Consider the following 12,779-nt stretch of genomic DNA (forward strand, 5'->3'; position numbering starts at 1 on the left):
AACAGTATTGGATTGTATCGCCGCTAGCCACTACGCTGGCGGATCGCCATTTCTCCCCACATTTTTGCGCCGATGTTAGCCACCCTCGAAATCCTGCTCCCCGTCTTCGGTCTGATTTTCGCGGGTTTCGCCTGCCGCCGGCGCAATGTGCTCGGGGCGAACTCGGCTTCGGAACTGAACCGTTTCGTGGTCTGGCTGGCGCTGCCGGCGTTGCTGTTCGACATCATGGCCCACGCCACCTGGCAGCAGCTCTATCAGCCGGCGTTCGTCGCCACATTTTCGATTGCGTGTGTCAGCGTGTTCGTCCTGATTCTGGCGATGCGCTTGATGAGCGGCCGGCATCTCGCCGATGCGAGCGTCGATGCGATTGCGGCCTCGTATCCGAACACCGGCTATATCGGTTTCCCGCTGGGCATGATCGCGTTCGGCTCGGCCAGTCTGACGCCGACCACGATCGCCACGATCCTCGTTGCCTGCGTGCTGTTCGCGGTTGCGATCGTACTGATCGAAGTGGGTCTGCAGACCGAGCGCACGCCGCATAAGCTGGGTTTGAAAGTGCTGCGCTCGCTGGCGCGCAATCCGCTGATCGTGTCGCCGATCGTGGGCGTGCTGTTCGCCAGCCTCCATGTCGCGTTGCCGCCCAGCGCGGAAACCTTTCTGAAACTGCTGGGCGGCGCGGCGAGTCCGTGCGCGCTGGTGAGCCTCGGCTTGTTCCTCGCGGAGAAGCGCCCATCCGAGGCCGGGGCGCGAGGCATTTCCTGGCTGCTGACCGGCGTCAAGCTGCTCGTACAGCCCGCGCTGACATGGTGGCTTGCGGCGCGCGTGTTTGGGCTCTCGTCCACGCTGGTCGAAATGGCGGTCATCCTCGCCGCGTTGCCCACCGGCACCGGCCCCTTCATGCTCGCCGAGTTCTACGAACGTGAAGCCCACATCACCTCGCGGACGATCCTGCTGTCGACCGTGGGCTCGATTGTGACCCTCTCGTTGCTGCTGCTGTTGATGGGCCATCGCACGTAAGCGCACCTAAGCGCCTCCAAGCGCATCTGAGCGCGCCGACCGGCGCGCAACATGCACGGGCCCGCGCCTCGCGCTATGCTTCGCAAACGGATCGACACGGTCCGCGATCTTCATCCGCCATGCGCGAAGCCTGAACCGAGCCGCCGTGCCCAAAGCCCGCCCCCCCGAACTCCACGACGACGCCGACGCCCGTTCGCTCGCCCGGCACTATCCGCGCGGGCTGCGTATCGATCCGCACTCGCACTCGTGGGCGCAGGTGCTGTATGCGGTATCAGGCGTGATGTGGGTCGAGGTCGGCCGCGAAGCGCTGGTGGTGCCGCCGCAACGCGCGGTCTGGCTGCCGGCCGGCACGCTGCACTCCATCCACATGATGAGCGAGGTGGAGATGCGCAATCTCTATCTCCACGCGCGCAATGTCGGTCATCTGAGCCGGCGCAGCGACGTGTTCGAGGTGAACGGCCTGCTGCGCGAACTGATCACCTCGATCGCGGAGCATGAAAGCAGAGACTCGCGCGATCAGACCTATCTCGACGCCGCGTACCGTCTCGCCATGCTGGAACTGGGACATGCGCCGCGCTCGTCGCTGCGCATCGCGCTGCCCGATGCCTCGGACCGGCGGCTCGAGGCGTTATGCCGCGCGGTGATCGACAATCCGTCGATCGCGATCAGCTTCGAGCAGCATGCGGCGTCGGTCGGGGCGAGCGTGCGGACGCTGGCGCGCCTCTTCACACGCGAACTGGGCGTCGGCTTTGCCGAATGGCGCCGCCAGGTGCAACTGGCGGTCGCCGTCTCCTGGCTCGCCGAAGGACGGCCGGTGAGCAGCGTCGCGCGCTCGCTCGGTTTTCAGCCGAGCAGCTTCAGCGACATGTTCCGGCGCGAACTGGGCGCGCCGCCGACCGGCTTCGATCCGAGCGGCACGTTGAGCGAGCCGGCGTCCACTGTCGCGCCCGAACCCGCAAAGAGCCAGCAAAGTTGATCCGCTTCGCAGCGCCACGGGCGTGGGTCGCCAACTGCTTGTCCGAATTTCGAAAGTCTTTGTCTCAACACCTGAGTGCCGGTCACCTAGACTAACGTTCAATCTACTGCGCAACGCAGCCCGGAATCCAATTGGAGCGACACACGATGAAAGCCATCCAGTTCAAATCCTTCGGCAGCCCCGAGGTGCTCGACCACATCGATCTGCCGACGCCGCAAGCCGACGCCGACAATGTCGTCGTGCAGGTCAAGGCGGCCTCGGTGAATCCGAGCGACGTCAAGAACGTCTCCGGGCATTTCGGACATACGGTGCTGCCGCGCACGCCGGGGCGTGACTTTAGCGGCGTGGTGGTGGACGGCCCGCAAACCTGGCTCGGCGCCGAAGTGTGGGGCACCGGCGGCGACATCGGCTTCACGCGCGACGGCACGCATGCCGAGTTCATCAAGGTGCCGCTCGCGGCACTGTCGCGCAAACCCAAAACGCTGAGCCATGCCGAAGCCTCCGCGATCGGCGTGAACTTCGTGGTCGCCTGGCTCGGCACGGTCGAGTACGCGCAACTGCAAGCGGATGAAACCATCGCCGTGATCGGCGCGGGTGGCGGCGTGGGCGGTGCGGTGGTGCAGATCGCCAAGGCGCGCGGCGCCCGTGTGATCGCCGTGGACCGTCATCCGCTCGACGCGGATACGCCGGCGGGCCGCCTGATCGACGAGTACGTGCCGTTCGATGAAAACACCACGGACCGTTTGAGGGCGCTGACCGACGGCGCGGGTGCGGACGTGGTGTACGACACGGTCGGCGGCGTGGCGTTCGAGATGGCATTGAGCCTCGTCAAACGCCGTGGCCGCGTGCTCGAAATCAGCGGCACGGGCAAGCGCCGCGTCGAATTCGATCTGATCGACTTCTATCACAACGAGACGCAGTTGCTCGGTGTGGATAGCGCGAAGCTAGGCGTCGCGGAATCGGCGCCGTTGATGACGGCGCTAGTCGAGGGCTTCGAAACCGGCAAGCTGACCGGACCCGCCATCGCGCAGACATTCCCGCTCGAACGCGCTCGCGAAGCCTACGAGGCCGTGGCCGCCGGCACACGCGGCCGGGTCGTCATCACGATGTAATCGCCATTGCGACCGGCGGGCGTGGCAGCCCGTCTCTCATCTGGATAGAACAGTCATGAAAGCGTATTTGATCTCGCTGGCCGCAGGTGTCGTGGTCGGCCTCCTCTACAGCGTGATGGAAGTGAAATCGCCCGCGCCGCCGACCATCGCGCTGGTCGGGCTGCTCGGCATGCTTGGCGGCGAACATATGATTCCGTTGGTGCGGACCTGGCTGGCGTCAGGCATTCATTGACTCGCATCTTGCCGCTGCACTTCGCTCGCGTTGAGTTCCGCGTAGCCGTCGAATAAACGCCCACGCGGCCGCATCTCCAAGAGGCACCTTTTCCGTCACCCTGCGTCACACGCTAAGATTGAGCCCGACGGGCTCGTGCGCCGCCCGCATACGACAAGAAAAGCTTTGCCTCGGAGAATCAGATGCCTGAAGAATATGAAGTGCATGGTCCGCACGACCATGCCGTGGAACACGCCGGTCATCACGACGCGGATCCGTTTGCGAGCCGCATGGCCGTGATCACGGCGATCCTCGCGACGATCGGCGCGCTGTGCGCGTACCAGAGCGGCAACAGTGAAAATCTTGCGCTGTACTACAAGAACGAAGCCGCCATCAAAAAGACCGAAGCGTCGAACCAGTGGAACTACTACCAGGCGAAGGGCGAGAAGCAAAATCTCGCCGAACTCGGCGCGGCGCTGTCCACCGGCAACACGGACGCGCATGCGAAATTCCTCGCCGACGTCGACAAATACAAGCAGCAGAAAGAGCCGATCCGCGCGAAAGCCGAAGCGATCGAAAAGGAAGTCGTCGATAACGACGCCCGCAGCGAAGCGTTGCTACACGGGCATCATCGTTGGGCGCAGGCCACCACGCTGATTCAGGTGGCGATCGCCTTGTGCGCGATCACGTTGCTGACACGCAAGAAGTGGTTGCGCAATCTCTCGTTCGTGGTGGCGGGAGCGGGCGTGATCACCGGCGCGTTGGCGTTTTTCTCGGCTTGATGAGTGAAGCGCCGCGCGGCGCGAAAGAAGGAGTGCAGTGTGATTGATGGGTCCGCGGTTCGTCGCGTTGGGCGTGCGTCAGTTGATCCGGTAGCGGTTACAACGCTAAGACTCAAGGCTCAATGCGCGATGCCGTGCGCGCGTTCGAGCAACAACTCGCGCTCGCGTGCATTGCGCGTCATCCCCGCGGCACGTTCGAACTCGGCGCGCGCTTCTTCCACGCGTCCGAGCTTCGCCAGCAGATCGCCGCGCACGCTCGGCAGCCAGTGGTAGTTCGCCAGCGCGGCATCGCTTGCCAGCGCATCGACGATCTCCAGGCCGGCCGCCGGACCGAACGCCATGCCGACCGCCACCGCGCGATTCAACTCGACCACCGGCGATGGCGCCACTTGCGCCAGCGCGTCATACAACGCGACGATCTGCGTCCAGTCGGTATCGCTCGCGCGACGCGCACGAGCGTGACAGGCGGCGAGCGCTGCCTGCAACGCGTACGGGCCGCTGGCGCCGCCCAGCGCATGCGCGCTGTTGAGCGCGGCCAGCCCGCGACGGATCAGAAGCGGATCCCAGCGGCTTCGATCCTGATCGAGCAGCAGCACCGGACGGCCCTGCGCATCCGTGCGCGCATGCGTGCGCGAGGCCTGGATCTCCATCAGCGCGACGAGGCCGTGCACTTCGCTCTCGTCGGGCACGAGACCGCTCAGCACGCGGCCGAGCCGCAGCGCTTCCTCGCAGAGCGCAGGACGCATCCAGTCGTCGCCGGCCGTGGCCGAATAGCCTTCGTTGAAAATCAGATAGATGACCTGCAGCACCGAGGCAAGCCGCGGCGCGCGTGCGTCCGCCTGCGGCACCTCGAACGGTACCTTGGCCGCCGACAGCGTGCGCTTGGCCCGCACGATCCGCTGGGCGACAGTCGGCTCCGGCACGAGAAACGCGCGCGCGATTTCGTCCGTGGTGAGGCCGCCGAGCAGGCGCAGCGTGAGCGCGACGCGCGCATCGGTCGACAACACCGGGTGGCACGCGGTGAACACGAGCCGCAGCAGGTCGTCGCCGATATCGTCGGCGCGGGCGGCATCGAGGGAATCGACGAAATCGGGCACGAGGTGAGCCTCCATCGCGTCGAGATCGTGACCCAGCTCCAGGCGCTTACGGGCGTGCAGCGCTTCCTGCCGCAAGCGGTCGAGGGCACGGTTCTTTGCGGTCGCCATCAGCCATGCTCCCGGGTTGTCGGGCACGCCGGCGTCGGGCCAATGTTCGAGCGCGGCCACCAGCGCGTCTTGCGCCAGTTCTTCGGCGAGCCCGACGTCGCGCACGATCCGCGCGACGTGGGCGATGACCTTGGCGGATTCGATCCGCCAGACTGCCTCGATGGCACGGTGGGTGGCTGCCGTGGTCACAGCCTCAGCCCGCCGTCTTGGCGTTCGGGTCCATGTGGATGAGCTCCCAGATGTGGCCGTCGATATCCTCGAAGCCGTGCCCATACATGAAACCATAATCCTGCGGCGCGCGCGGCACGGTGCCGCCGGCGGCGAGCGCTTTGGCGACCAGCGCATCGACCTCCGCCCGGCTTTCGCACGACAGCCCCACCAGCGCTTCCGTGCTCTCCTTCGGATCGCACAGCGACTTGCGGGTGAACGACTTGAACAGGTCCTTGACCAGCAGCATCGCGTAGATGTTCTCGCCGACGATCAGACAGGCCGCCTGTTCGTTCGTGAATTGCGGTTCGAAGCTCAAACCGATCGCGCTGAAGAAGGCTTTCGATCGTTCGAGGTTGTCAACCGCGAGATTGACGTAGATCTGCTTATGCATGGTGGAGTCCAGTGATCGGGTTGTGGTTCGGACGGCTTGGGCGCTTCGCGCTCAGTGCGAGCGTTGCGCCGCTCCGGCCGCCATGCGCCGTGTTCAGCTCGCTTCGGCGAGCGTTTTCAGATTGTTCAGGCCGTCTTCGAAATCCTTGCCGACCATTTTGTCCATGTTGAAGAACACCTGAACCAGCTTCGACATGAACGGCGTGGGTCCGTGCATGGCCCAGGTCACTTCCGTCGCGCCCGCTTCAGGCTTCAACGTGAATTCGGCCATGTTGTGCGCTTCGAACGGCTTCAGAAAATCGAGGTTGAACGTCACGCTCGAGGGCACCGCCGTATCGACGATCTCCATTTGCCCCACGCCGACCTTTTCGCTTTGCCACGCATAACGCGCGCCCTTGCCGTTCGGCGTGCCGCTATAGGTGCCTTGGGCCGCGGGGTCTTTGCGCAGAAACGGATTCCACAAGTTGAATTGGTGGAGATTGTCGATCAGCGCATAAATCCGCTCGGGCGGCGCCTGAATGCGCACGCTGCGTTCAATGCGAAAGGTGTCGGGCCGAGTCGCCGCGTAGACCAACAGCAGGCCCACGGCCGCGACCACGGTAATCAGTATGGTCTTGAGCATGATGAATCCTTCGATAAAGCGGAGCGGGCTTCGCGTTCCCGCCTCAGCGCTTGCCCGCGTCCAGTTCACGGAACCGGTCCAACTCGGGGCTCGGTTCGAAGTCGTCGAGTTCGAACAATTGACGCACTTCGATTTCGCCATCCGCTTGCTCGCCGAACGGCGCCGGAAAGCGCCGCGCCCATTCCATGGCTTCTTCACGCGAGCGCACCTGGATCAGCGTGTAGCCGGCAATCAGTTCCTTGGTTTCCGGAAACGGACCGTCGACCACGGAGCGCTTGCCGCCGCTGTAGCGAACCCGCCAGCCTTTCGAACTCGGTTGCAGGCCGGTCGCGTCGAGCAGCACGCCGGCCTTGGCGAGCTCTTCGTGGTACGCGCCCATCGCGGCCATCAGGGACGCTTCCGGCATCTCGCCGGCTTCGCTGGCAGCGGTCGCTTTTACGAGGATCATGAATCGCATCGCCGTTACTCCTTTGTCGTTCTGAGAGGGAGCGCCGCGCCCGTGGGCCGGCTTCTTACTCTCACGACGAGCAACGCACAGCCGGATCGACACACTCGCCGATCCGCCAGGGAAAACCCCGAGAACACATGCTGCCGATGCGCGAATCGGCTAGAGGAAACAAGGTCCGAGCTTGCGGACTTCGACCGTGCACCACGTTGCCGCCGGGCAGGTCTGCGCTATCGCCACGGCTTCTTCACGGGTTTCGCAATTGAGGAGAAAGAACCCGCCGACCATTTCCTTGGCTTCGGCGAACGGGCCATCGAGCAGTTTCGGCTGGCCGTCGCGCACCTGAACGCGCACGGCGTCGTTCAGCGAAGTGAGCGATTCGACCGCGACCAGTTTGCCGCGCTCTTTCAGGTCGGCGGCGAAACGGACCATCTGGTCATAGACTTCGCGGCCCGCAGCTTCACCGCGTTCAATGCGTTGATCCGGGGGTTCGACGATGAGCAGCATATAAGACATGGCGTCTCCGATTTTGATCGCGCCGCAGACGTGAACGCCCTGGAGGCGTATGAAGGCAAAAACGCGCTTGCGGTGAGTTTGCGAGAGGCAGTCTAACAAGCATGAAAGCCTCCGGCAAACCTGACCCGGCGCTGGCGCGGCGGCCAATCGGACGTCTTACGGAGACTCGTAATATCCAAACGGCAGGGGGATTGTTTTTTTGCCGTGCGACACGATATCGCCGCATTGAAATATTCCCGCAATGCGCTGAAGACCGCGGCGAAATTGCCGCTCGTTTTACTGCGTTGACACCGCGAATAATCGGCCTTCAATCTAACGACAATGCACGGTCCAGATTGTGCGTAATCGGCAGCAAAATCCGCCCGCAAAAAGATGCCCGCTTCACAAGCAATCGAATGATCAGAGCAGCGGGGAAAATCATGCATCGATCGTTAGTGCGCACCGGCATTGCCGCCTTCGTGGCCTTGGCCATTTTCCAGTTCAGCGGGTGCGGCGGTGGTGGCTCCAGTTCCAGCTCGGGTCCCGGATCGGGCTCGTCGAGCACGCCGACGGCCCTGGCGACCGTCCTGACCGGCTTCGGGAGGTTCACGGCTGGTGCAATTGAACGGCGGGCAGGACGGGTTCGCCTTCTACGATTTGACGGCGTACAACGATTAGCACTGTTCCTTAGCACGCGCATGCGGCCGAATAAAAAAAACGCCCCACTGGGGCGTTTCATCTGCACGTATGAGAAAGAAGAAACCCGTGCGTGCGGTTCAGACCGCCGCTTCCGCAATCGCCTGGACCTGCGCGGACCGCATCAATCCTTCGATCATTCTCGCTTCCGCACTAGCAATCTCGCTCAACGATGCCACGGAGAGTTGGCCGTCGAGAATCGCTAACGCCGTGCACAGGCGGGCGTATTCGCCGTCTTGCAGGGCCCACGCGCCTTCGTCGTGTTCGCGCGCGTCGAGCTGAACCATCGCCGCATGCGCGCTTTCGATGTCGGACAACACGTCCTCGCCGAGTCCGAGGCGCGCAAGTTCTTGCGACACCAGCAAATGCCGGCTCAAGGTCATATGCAGATTCCGCGAGCCGTGGCCGTGCCGGAATGCATCGAGGGCGGCGTAGCACTGCAGAAGCATCGCCGACGTAACCGGCTCATGGGCAGTGCGGCTATAGGTCAACGCGCGCAACAACGGGGACATGGCCGACTGGTTGTGCTTGCGGACTCGCGATTTACTCGACATATCGGTTCAACCTCCTTCTCTAACTCTCGGCTTCGCCACCGAATTCTTCTGCTCTCCGGTGGCAAACGCCGCCGATACGCCGGCGGCTTGACAGGCCCTGATGTGAGTCTGTGCAGCCATCATCGCAAGCAACTATTAAGACAGACTTAAACGACTTCAAGTCCGGTTTGTATGAAGCATCTCATACTACGCGGCCGGCCGGCTGTTCGATGCCGCCCAAAAGCGCACCGCGTAGCGCAACGGTGGCATATCGGTTCGAACTTGCCAATTGCAAGTCGCGTCGCGTGTCACGACGAAAAAAAACCCTGTTCCCGCGAGGGAACAGGGTCTGACAGGATGGAACAGTCGTACTCGCGCGTGGATGCTTGCCGACCTATACCCACCGCAAACTAAAAAGCTGTTAGTACTTGAACTACATCTGCTAAAGCTGTGTTGCTTGAACTACCACCGCAAATAAAACCGTGCTGCCCATATTGCTGCTGCAAAAAACATTCGTTACGGAACTGCTCACTGCAATCACAGCCGGGTCCTTTGCCTTCAACATCGCCTGGCTGCAACCCCCTGCTGATTCACGCGCAAATTACATGGATCGCGCGCCGTTTGCATTGCTTCGACTACCTACTGCTTTACTGCCCTGCCGCGTTCGACAACCGCGGCAAACTGCCATCAACGGTACGGTTCAAAACAACGCGGGGGGAAGACCGCGTCGATGGGGCTCGGTGATTTGTCGCTCCATGGAAAACAGTGTATTGCGGCACCTGCGAATGCAATTGGGCGAAGCGAAGGGATTTGACAGGCCAGTTTGGCGAATCGGCGTAACAGGCCGATTTCCTCAGAGGTGAGCGGCGCGCAGCCTGCGCCGCCACGGCGATACGCGCGGTTATTTACCGCGCCGATACGTAGTCGGCGTCCTCAGCTGGGCGGCCCAAAAGCGCCGATCGGATCGGCAACGACGCGAGCGACGGCCCCGTCACCGTCGCTCGCTGAACTTTGAGCATATGCGCTTGCAAGACGAGCAGCCTAACTCATCAACCCCGGGCGGCGAAATCGCTGATCGTCAGCAGCACTTTTTCGCCGGGACGCGCCAGCATTTTTCTTTCCGCCACAGCGGTAATGCGTTTGCGCCCGTCCGCGAACGTCTTCAGTACGCGTTCCTCGCCGGCGTCGCGTTGCAACCAGAAATGCTGTTCCAAGGCCTCACGCGTGACGGCGCACTCGAGGTCCCGTCCTCGCGTCGAAAGCTGGAAAATCACCGCGCGTCCGTCTGCCGAGACGCTTGGTTCAAGCTCGATAATCTCCATGGCCCACCTCGCAAAGTTCGTTAAGCCGCTCGCCGTCTTGAACGAACGACACCGAAAAAAACTGAATACAAACGCGAAACCGCGCGTCGAGTTCTTTTGACTGACCAATACACGCTATCGCGCCACAGCCATGCTCACTGTGCGCTAGACCACCGTCGAGTGGGCCGGAGCATGCGCGCTCAACCAGCGCGGACGTTTCGCGCGGAACTCATGCAGCAGTGCGTTCAATCCTTCCGTCATGGCTTGCGTGCCGCGCCGCGCGCCTCGCGACGCGGACGAAAGCGCGAACCAGGAATGCGGCGGCCGAAGCTCGTGGCACGTGCCGCGCGCATCGACAAAGCGCAGACAACCGGTATCGGGATAAAAGACGAGCGTCATCGCGTCGCCGTCGACCCCGTGCGTGACCGTATGTGGTTTCGTATTCAGCATTTTCGTTGTTATGCCAGGTTGGCGTCGTTCCTCGGCGGCTCGACGTTCGAACCCGCACGCGCCAGCAATTCGCGGATAAGGCAAAAGCAAAGCGCATGCCAATGAGCACCAAACACGCCGCGCGAAACGTCGCGAGCGCACCGCAAACCGACGACACGATGCCTCCGGCACGCCGCAAACGCCGACCGCGTCTGAAGCGGCGCGCGCGGCAGCGCGCGAATCCGTCATCGCGCGGACCATCGGCCGGCGGCATCGGCACGACCGGCGAACAGCAAAGTCGAGAGGCGCAAACATAACCGCGTGGTAAAAAAGCGCTGCTGGCGCGACAATTCACGGCCATTCTTACTAGCCGCCGGCACGCCGGAAACGTTACCAACATGTCCGTTCAAGAACCTGTCTTCACCCTGCGTCCGGCGCTGGACACGGACGAGGCCTTTCTATTCGAGCTGCGCAAGGCGACCATGACGGAGCACCTGGCACGCGTCGGCGAACCGTCGGACGATACCGAGCATCGCGCGCGTCTGCTGCACCGTTATGACACGGCGCGGCGCGCCGGCCGGTTTGCTCAAAGCGCATCGCACCGGCGCCGCGTGGGTCGTCGTGCAATTGCAGATCACGCCGGCGCTTCAAGGGCGCGGCATCGGCGAACGCGCGCTGCATACGGTGTTGCGCGCCGCGCAGGCCGACGCATTGCCGGTCACCCTCAAGGTGCTCAAAGGCAATCCCGCGAGGCGCCTATACGAGCGCCTCGGCTTCGAGATCGTCGGCGAAGATGAGAGACAGTTTCACATGAGGCGCGCGCCGCGCGCGCCGGCGGAAATTGAAGCAGAATGAATGTCGGATAAAGACTGATACACAACGGACCTGTTATGACCTTTCGCGACACCTCCGCCATCGCAAGCTGGCACGCCCACGTGTATTTCGATGCGAGCAGCCGCGACGCCGCGTGGACTTTCCGCGAGCAGATCGACGCGCACTGGGGCGACAAATTGCAACTGGGCCGCTTTCACGAGCGCCCGGTGGGACCGCATCCCATGTGGTCGTATCAACTCGCGTTCACGCAGGCGCAATTCGCCGAGCTGGTCGGCTGGCTCACGCTGAATCACGGCACACTGGATATCTTCGTGCACCCCAATACCGGCGACGCGCTACGCGATCACCGCGACGCGGCTGTATGGATCGGCCGATCGCATGAATTGGTGCTGAGCGCGTTGAACTAGGCGCCGCTCGAAGCTCGATCGGCGCCTCTCGCGGTTCACATATTCGAGTACGAACTGCACCAGCCAGGCGCCGCGACCTGCTTGTCGCCGAACAGCGTGCACCCGCCGTATGCGTCGTTGGCTTTGCCCTGGAACAGCGAGCAGTTGGCGCAGGTTTGTCCGGAGGCGTAGCCGGGGAATTTCGCTTTGTCGACCTTGGACGCGTCCTCCTTATAGCCGACGGCTTGCGCCTTTGGATCGGTTTCGCTGAGTTTGTTCGCCGTATCGGCGAAGGCCGCACGGGTGAGCATGAGCGCCGAGCCCGCGCTCATGCTCAGCAGCAGAAAATGGCGACGCGATGTTTTCATATGGGTCCGATGGAAGGTGGGGGAATTTGCCTCGATCGCGATCAAGCGCCGTCAATCGAGAAATCGCGTGAACCGTTCGACTGGTTCGCGCTCAGTGCGTAACGTGTTGACCAATGCGTTTTCGTCGGCGAAACCGAGCGACATGCCGCACACCAGTTGCTCTTGCGACGGCAAGCCGAGATGCTCGGCAATTACCCGATGAAACGGCGTAAACGCGGCCTGCGGACACGTATCGAGACCCCGTCCGCGCGCGGCCGTCATGATCGCCTGCAGGAACATGCCGTAGTCGAGCCAGCTGCCGCGCTCCATCACCCGGTCGATGGTGAAGAACAAACCCACCGGTGCGCCGAAGAAGCGGTAGTTCTGCGCATGCTGCTCATGCATGCGCGCCTTGTCGCCCTTCTCGATGCCAAGCAGGCCATACAGATCCCAGCCGATTTTGCGGCGCCGATCGATATACGGCGACACCCATCGATGCGGATAGTACGGATACTCTTCCTGATACAGCGCGTCGCGTTGCGGGTCGTCGTAAGCGGCAAGCAAGGCTTGCGAGAGACGCGCCAGCGACTCGCCCCTCACCACGTAGACTTTCCACGGCTGCGTATTGGTACCCGAAGGCGCGCGGCTGGCGGCTTCAAGAATGGCTTCGATGTCGGCGCGCGACACCGGCGTGGGCAGAAAGGCGCGAATCGAACGCCGCGTGACGAGCGCGGCGTCGACATCGTTGGCGGGTGTGGTCATCGGCAAATTCCGGCGGAGCCAGCAGT

Annotated in this window: 17 protein-coding genes and 1 pseudogene; 7 read left to right on the plus strand and 11 right to left on the minus strand. The window is 62.9% G+C overall.

Annotated features, from left to right (window positions below):
- The first annotated feature begins 72 nt into the window (after positions 1-72).
- The 5 genes from P0D73_RS09580 (at position 73) to P0D73_RS09600 (ending at position 4,098) form a co-directional block, all read left to right on the plus strand.
- The gene (locus tag P0D73_RS09580) at positions 73-1,017 is read left to right on the plus strand and encodes an AEC family transporter (protein ID WP_408313518.1); all 945 of its coding nucleotides are present in this window, start codon (positions 73-75) and stop codon (positions 1,015-1,017) included.
- Positions 1,018-1,162: 145 nt separating this feature from the next.
- Positions 1,163-1,993, plus strand: coding sequence for an AraC family transcriptional regulator (locus P0D73_RS09585; RefSeq protein ID WP_408177425.1), 831 nt, complete (start codon positions 1,163-1,165; stop codon positions 1,991-1,993).
- 146 nt (positions 1,994-2,139) lie between these two features.
- The gene (locus P0D73_RS09590; RefSeq protein WP_408431108.1) at positions 2,140-3,105 is read left to right on the plus strand and encodes a quinone oxidoreductase family protein; all 966 of its coding nucleotides are present in this window, start codon (positions 2,140-2,142) and stop codon (positions 3,103-3,105) included.
- 55 nt (positions 3,106-3,160) lie between these two features.
- Entirely contained in the window at positions 3,161-3,337 is a 177-nt protein-coding gene (locus P0D73_RS09595) for a DUF1427 family protein (protein ID WP_132379154.1), read from the plus strand.
- 182 nt (positions 3,338-3,519) lie between these two features.
- Positions 3,520-4,098, plus strand: coding sequence for a DUF4337 domain-containing protein (locus P0D73_RS09600; RefSeq protein ID WP_132379156.1), 579 nt, complete (start codon positions 3,520-3,522; stop codon positions 4,096-4,098).
- 119 nt (positions 4,099-4,217) lie between these two features.
- Here P0D73_RS09600 and P0D73_RS09605 read toward each other — a convergent pair whose 3' ends face one another.
- From P0D73_RS09605 to P0D73_RS09645, 9 genes are all read right to left on the minus strand, one after another.
- Complete coding sequence (locus P0D73_RS09605) at positions 4,218-5,492, minus strand: RNA polymerase sigma factor (RefSeq protein ID WP_408431111.1); 1,275 nt, start codon at positions 5,490-5,492, stop codon at positions 4,218-4,220.
- A gap of 4 nt (positions 5,493-5,496) precedes the next feature.
- Positions 5,497-5,904 carry a VOC family protein gene (locus tag P0D73_RS09610; protein ID WP_408431114.1) on the minus strand — a complete coding sequence of 136 codons (408 nt, stop codon included), beginning with the start codon at positions 5,902-5,904 and terminating at the stop codon, positions 5,497-5,499.
- Positions 5,905-5,997: 93 nt separating this feature from the next.
- The gene (locus P0D73_RS09615) at positions 5,998-6,525 is read right to left on the minus strand and encodes an SRPBCC family protein (protein ID WP_408431117.1); all 528 of its coding nucleotides are present in this window, start codon (positions 6,523-6,525) and stop codon (positions 5,998-6,000) included.
- A gap of 43 nt (positions 6,526-6,568) precedes the next feature.
- Entirely contained in the window at positions 6,569-6,982 is a 414-nt protein-coding gene (locus P0D73_RS09620; protein WP_408286207.1) for a YciI family protein, read from the minus strand.
- 150 nt (positions 6,983-7,132) lie between these two features.
- Complete coding sequence (locus P0D73_RS09625) at positions 7,133-7,486, minus strand: YciI family protein (protein ID WP_132379166.1); 354 nt, start codon at positions 7,484-7,486, stop codon at positions 7,133-7,135.
- A gap of 307 nt (positions 7,487-7,793) precedes the next feature.
- Entirely contained in the window at positions 7,794-8,075 is a 282-nt protein-coding gene (locus tag P0D73_RS09630) for a hypothetical protein (protein ID WP_408431120.1), read from the minus strand.
- A gap of 166 nt (positions 8,076-8,241) precedes the next feature.
- Positions 8,242-8,715 carry a hypothetical protein gene (locus tag P0D73_RS09635; RefSeq protein WP_132379168.1) on the minus strand — a complete coding sequence of 158 codons (474 nt, stop codon included), beginning with the start codon at positions 8,713-8,715 and terminating at the stop codon, positions 8,242-8,244.
- Between the two features lie 1,028 nt (positions 8,716-9,743).
- Positions 9,744-10,016 (minus strand): DUF1488 family protein, encoded by a 273-nt coding sequence (locus tag P0D73_RS09640; RefSeq protein ID WP_095421882.1) that lies wholly within the window; start codon positions 10,014-10,016, stop codon positions 9,744-9,746.
- A gap of 144 nt (positions 10,017-10,160) precedes the next feature.
- The gene (locus tag P0D73_RS09645) at positions 10,161-10,445 is read right to left on the minus strand and encodes a hypothetical protein (RefSeq protein ID WP_408431123.1); all 285 of its coding nucleotides are present in this window, start codon (positions 10,443-10,445) and stop codon (positions 10,161-10,163) included.
- A 377-nt stretch (positions 10,446-10,822) separates the two neighbouring features.
- On the opposite strand from P0D73_RS09645, the pseudogene P0D73_RS09650 reads away from it, so the two are divergent.
- Positions 10,823-11,279 (plus strand): annotated as a pseudogene (locus P0D73_RS09650) (GNAT family N-acetyltransferase).
- 35 nt (positions 11,280-11,314) lie between these two features.
- Complete coding sequence (locus P0D73_RS09655; protein WP_132379172.1) at positions 11,315-11,665, plus strand: DOPA 4,5-dioxygenase family protein; 351 nt, start codon at positions 11,315-11,317, stop codon at positions 11,663-11,665.
- Between the two features lie 35 nt (positions 11,666-11,700).
- Here the strand turns inward: P0D73_RS09655 and P0D73_RS09660 are convergent, their stop codons facing one another.
- Positions 11,701-12,012 (minus strand): high-potential iron-sulfur protein, encoded by a 312-nt coding sequence (locus P0D73_RS09660; RefSeq protein ID WP_408431310.1) that lies wholly within the window; start codon positions 12,010-12,012, stop codon positions 11,701-11,703.
- 51 nt (positions 12,013-12,063) lie between these two features.
- A complete protein-coding gene (locus tag P0D73_RS09665; protein WP_408286202.1) occupies positions 12,064-12,753 on the minus strand; it encodes a nitroreductase in 690 nt (229 codons plus the stop codon).
- Between the last annotated feature and the right edge of the window lie 26 nt (positions 12,754-12,779).

Source organism: Paraburkholderia sp. RL18-101-BIB-B (assembly GCF_046026985.1).
Classification (GTDB): domain Bacteria; phylum Pseudomonadota; class Gammaproteobacteria; order Burkholderiales; family Burkholderiaceae; genus Paraburkholderia.

Coding starts and splice junctions, on each gene's coding strand:
- P0D73_RS09580 (WP_408313518.1), top strand. CDS start 73: ATGTTAGCCACCCTCGAAATCCTGCTCCCCGTCTTCGGTCTGATTTTC.
- P0D73_RS09590 (WP_408431108.1), top strand. CDS start 2,140: ATGAAAGCCATCCAGTTCAAATCCTTCGGCAGCCCCGAGGTGCTCGAC.
- P0D73_RS09595 (WP_132379154.1), top strand. CDS start 3,161: ATGAAAGCGTATTTGATCTCGCTGGCCGCAGGTGTCGTGGTCGGCCTC.
- P0D73_RS09600 (WP_132379156.1), top strand. CDS start 3,520: ATGCCTGAAGAATATGAAGTGCATGGTCCGCACGACCATGCCGTGGAA.
- P0D73_RS09610 (WP_408431114.1), bottom strand. CDS start 5,904: ATGCATAAGCAGATCTACGTCAATCTCGCGGTTGACAACCTCGAACGA.
- P0D73_RS09615 (WP_408431117.1), bottom strand. CDS start 6,525: ATGCTCAAGACCATACTGATTACCGTGGTCGCGGCCGTGGGCCTGCTG.
- P0D73_RS09620 (WP_408286207.1), bottom strand. CDS start 6,982: ATGCGATTCATGATCCTCGTAAAAGCGACCGCTGCCAGCGAAGCCGGC.
- P0D73_RS09625 (WP_132379166.1), bottom strand. CDS start 7,486: ATGTCTTATATGCTGCTCATCGTCGAACCCCCGGATCAACGCATTGAA.
- P0D73_RS09635 (WP_132379168.1), bottom strand. CDS start 8,715: ATGTCGAGTAAATCGCGAGTCCGCAAGCACAACCAGTCGGCCATGTCC.
- P0D73_RS09640 (WP_095421882.1), bottom strand. CDS start 10,016: ATGGAGATTATCGAGCTTGAACCAAGCGTCTCGGCAGACGGACGCGCG.
- P0D73_RS09645 (WP_408431123.1), bottom strand. CDS start 10,445: ATGCTGAATACGAAACCACATACGGTCACGCACGGGGTCGACGGCGAC.
- P0D73_RS09655 (WP_132379172.1), top strand. CDS start 11,315: ATGACCTTTCGCGACACCTCCGCCATCGCAAGCTGGCACGCCCACGTG.
- P0D73_RS09660 (WP_408431310.1), bottom strand. CDS start 12,012: ATGAAAACATCGCGTCGCCATTTTCTGCTGCTGAGCATGAGCGCGGGC.
- P0D73_RS09665 (WP_408286202.1), bottom strand. CDS start 12,753: ATGACCACACCCGCCAACGATGTCGACGCCGCGCTCGTCACGCGGCGT.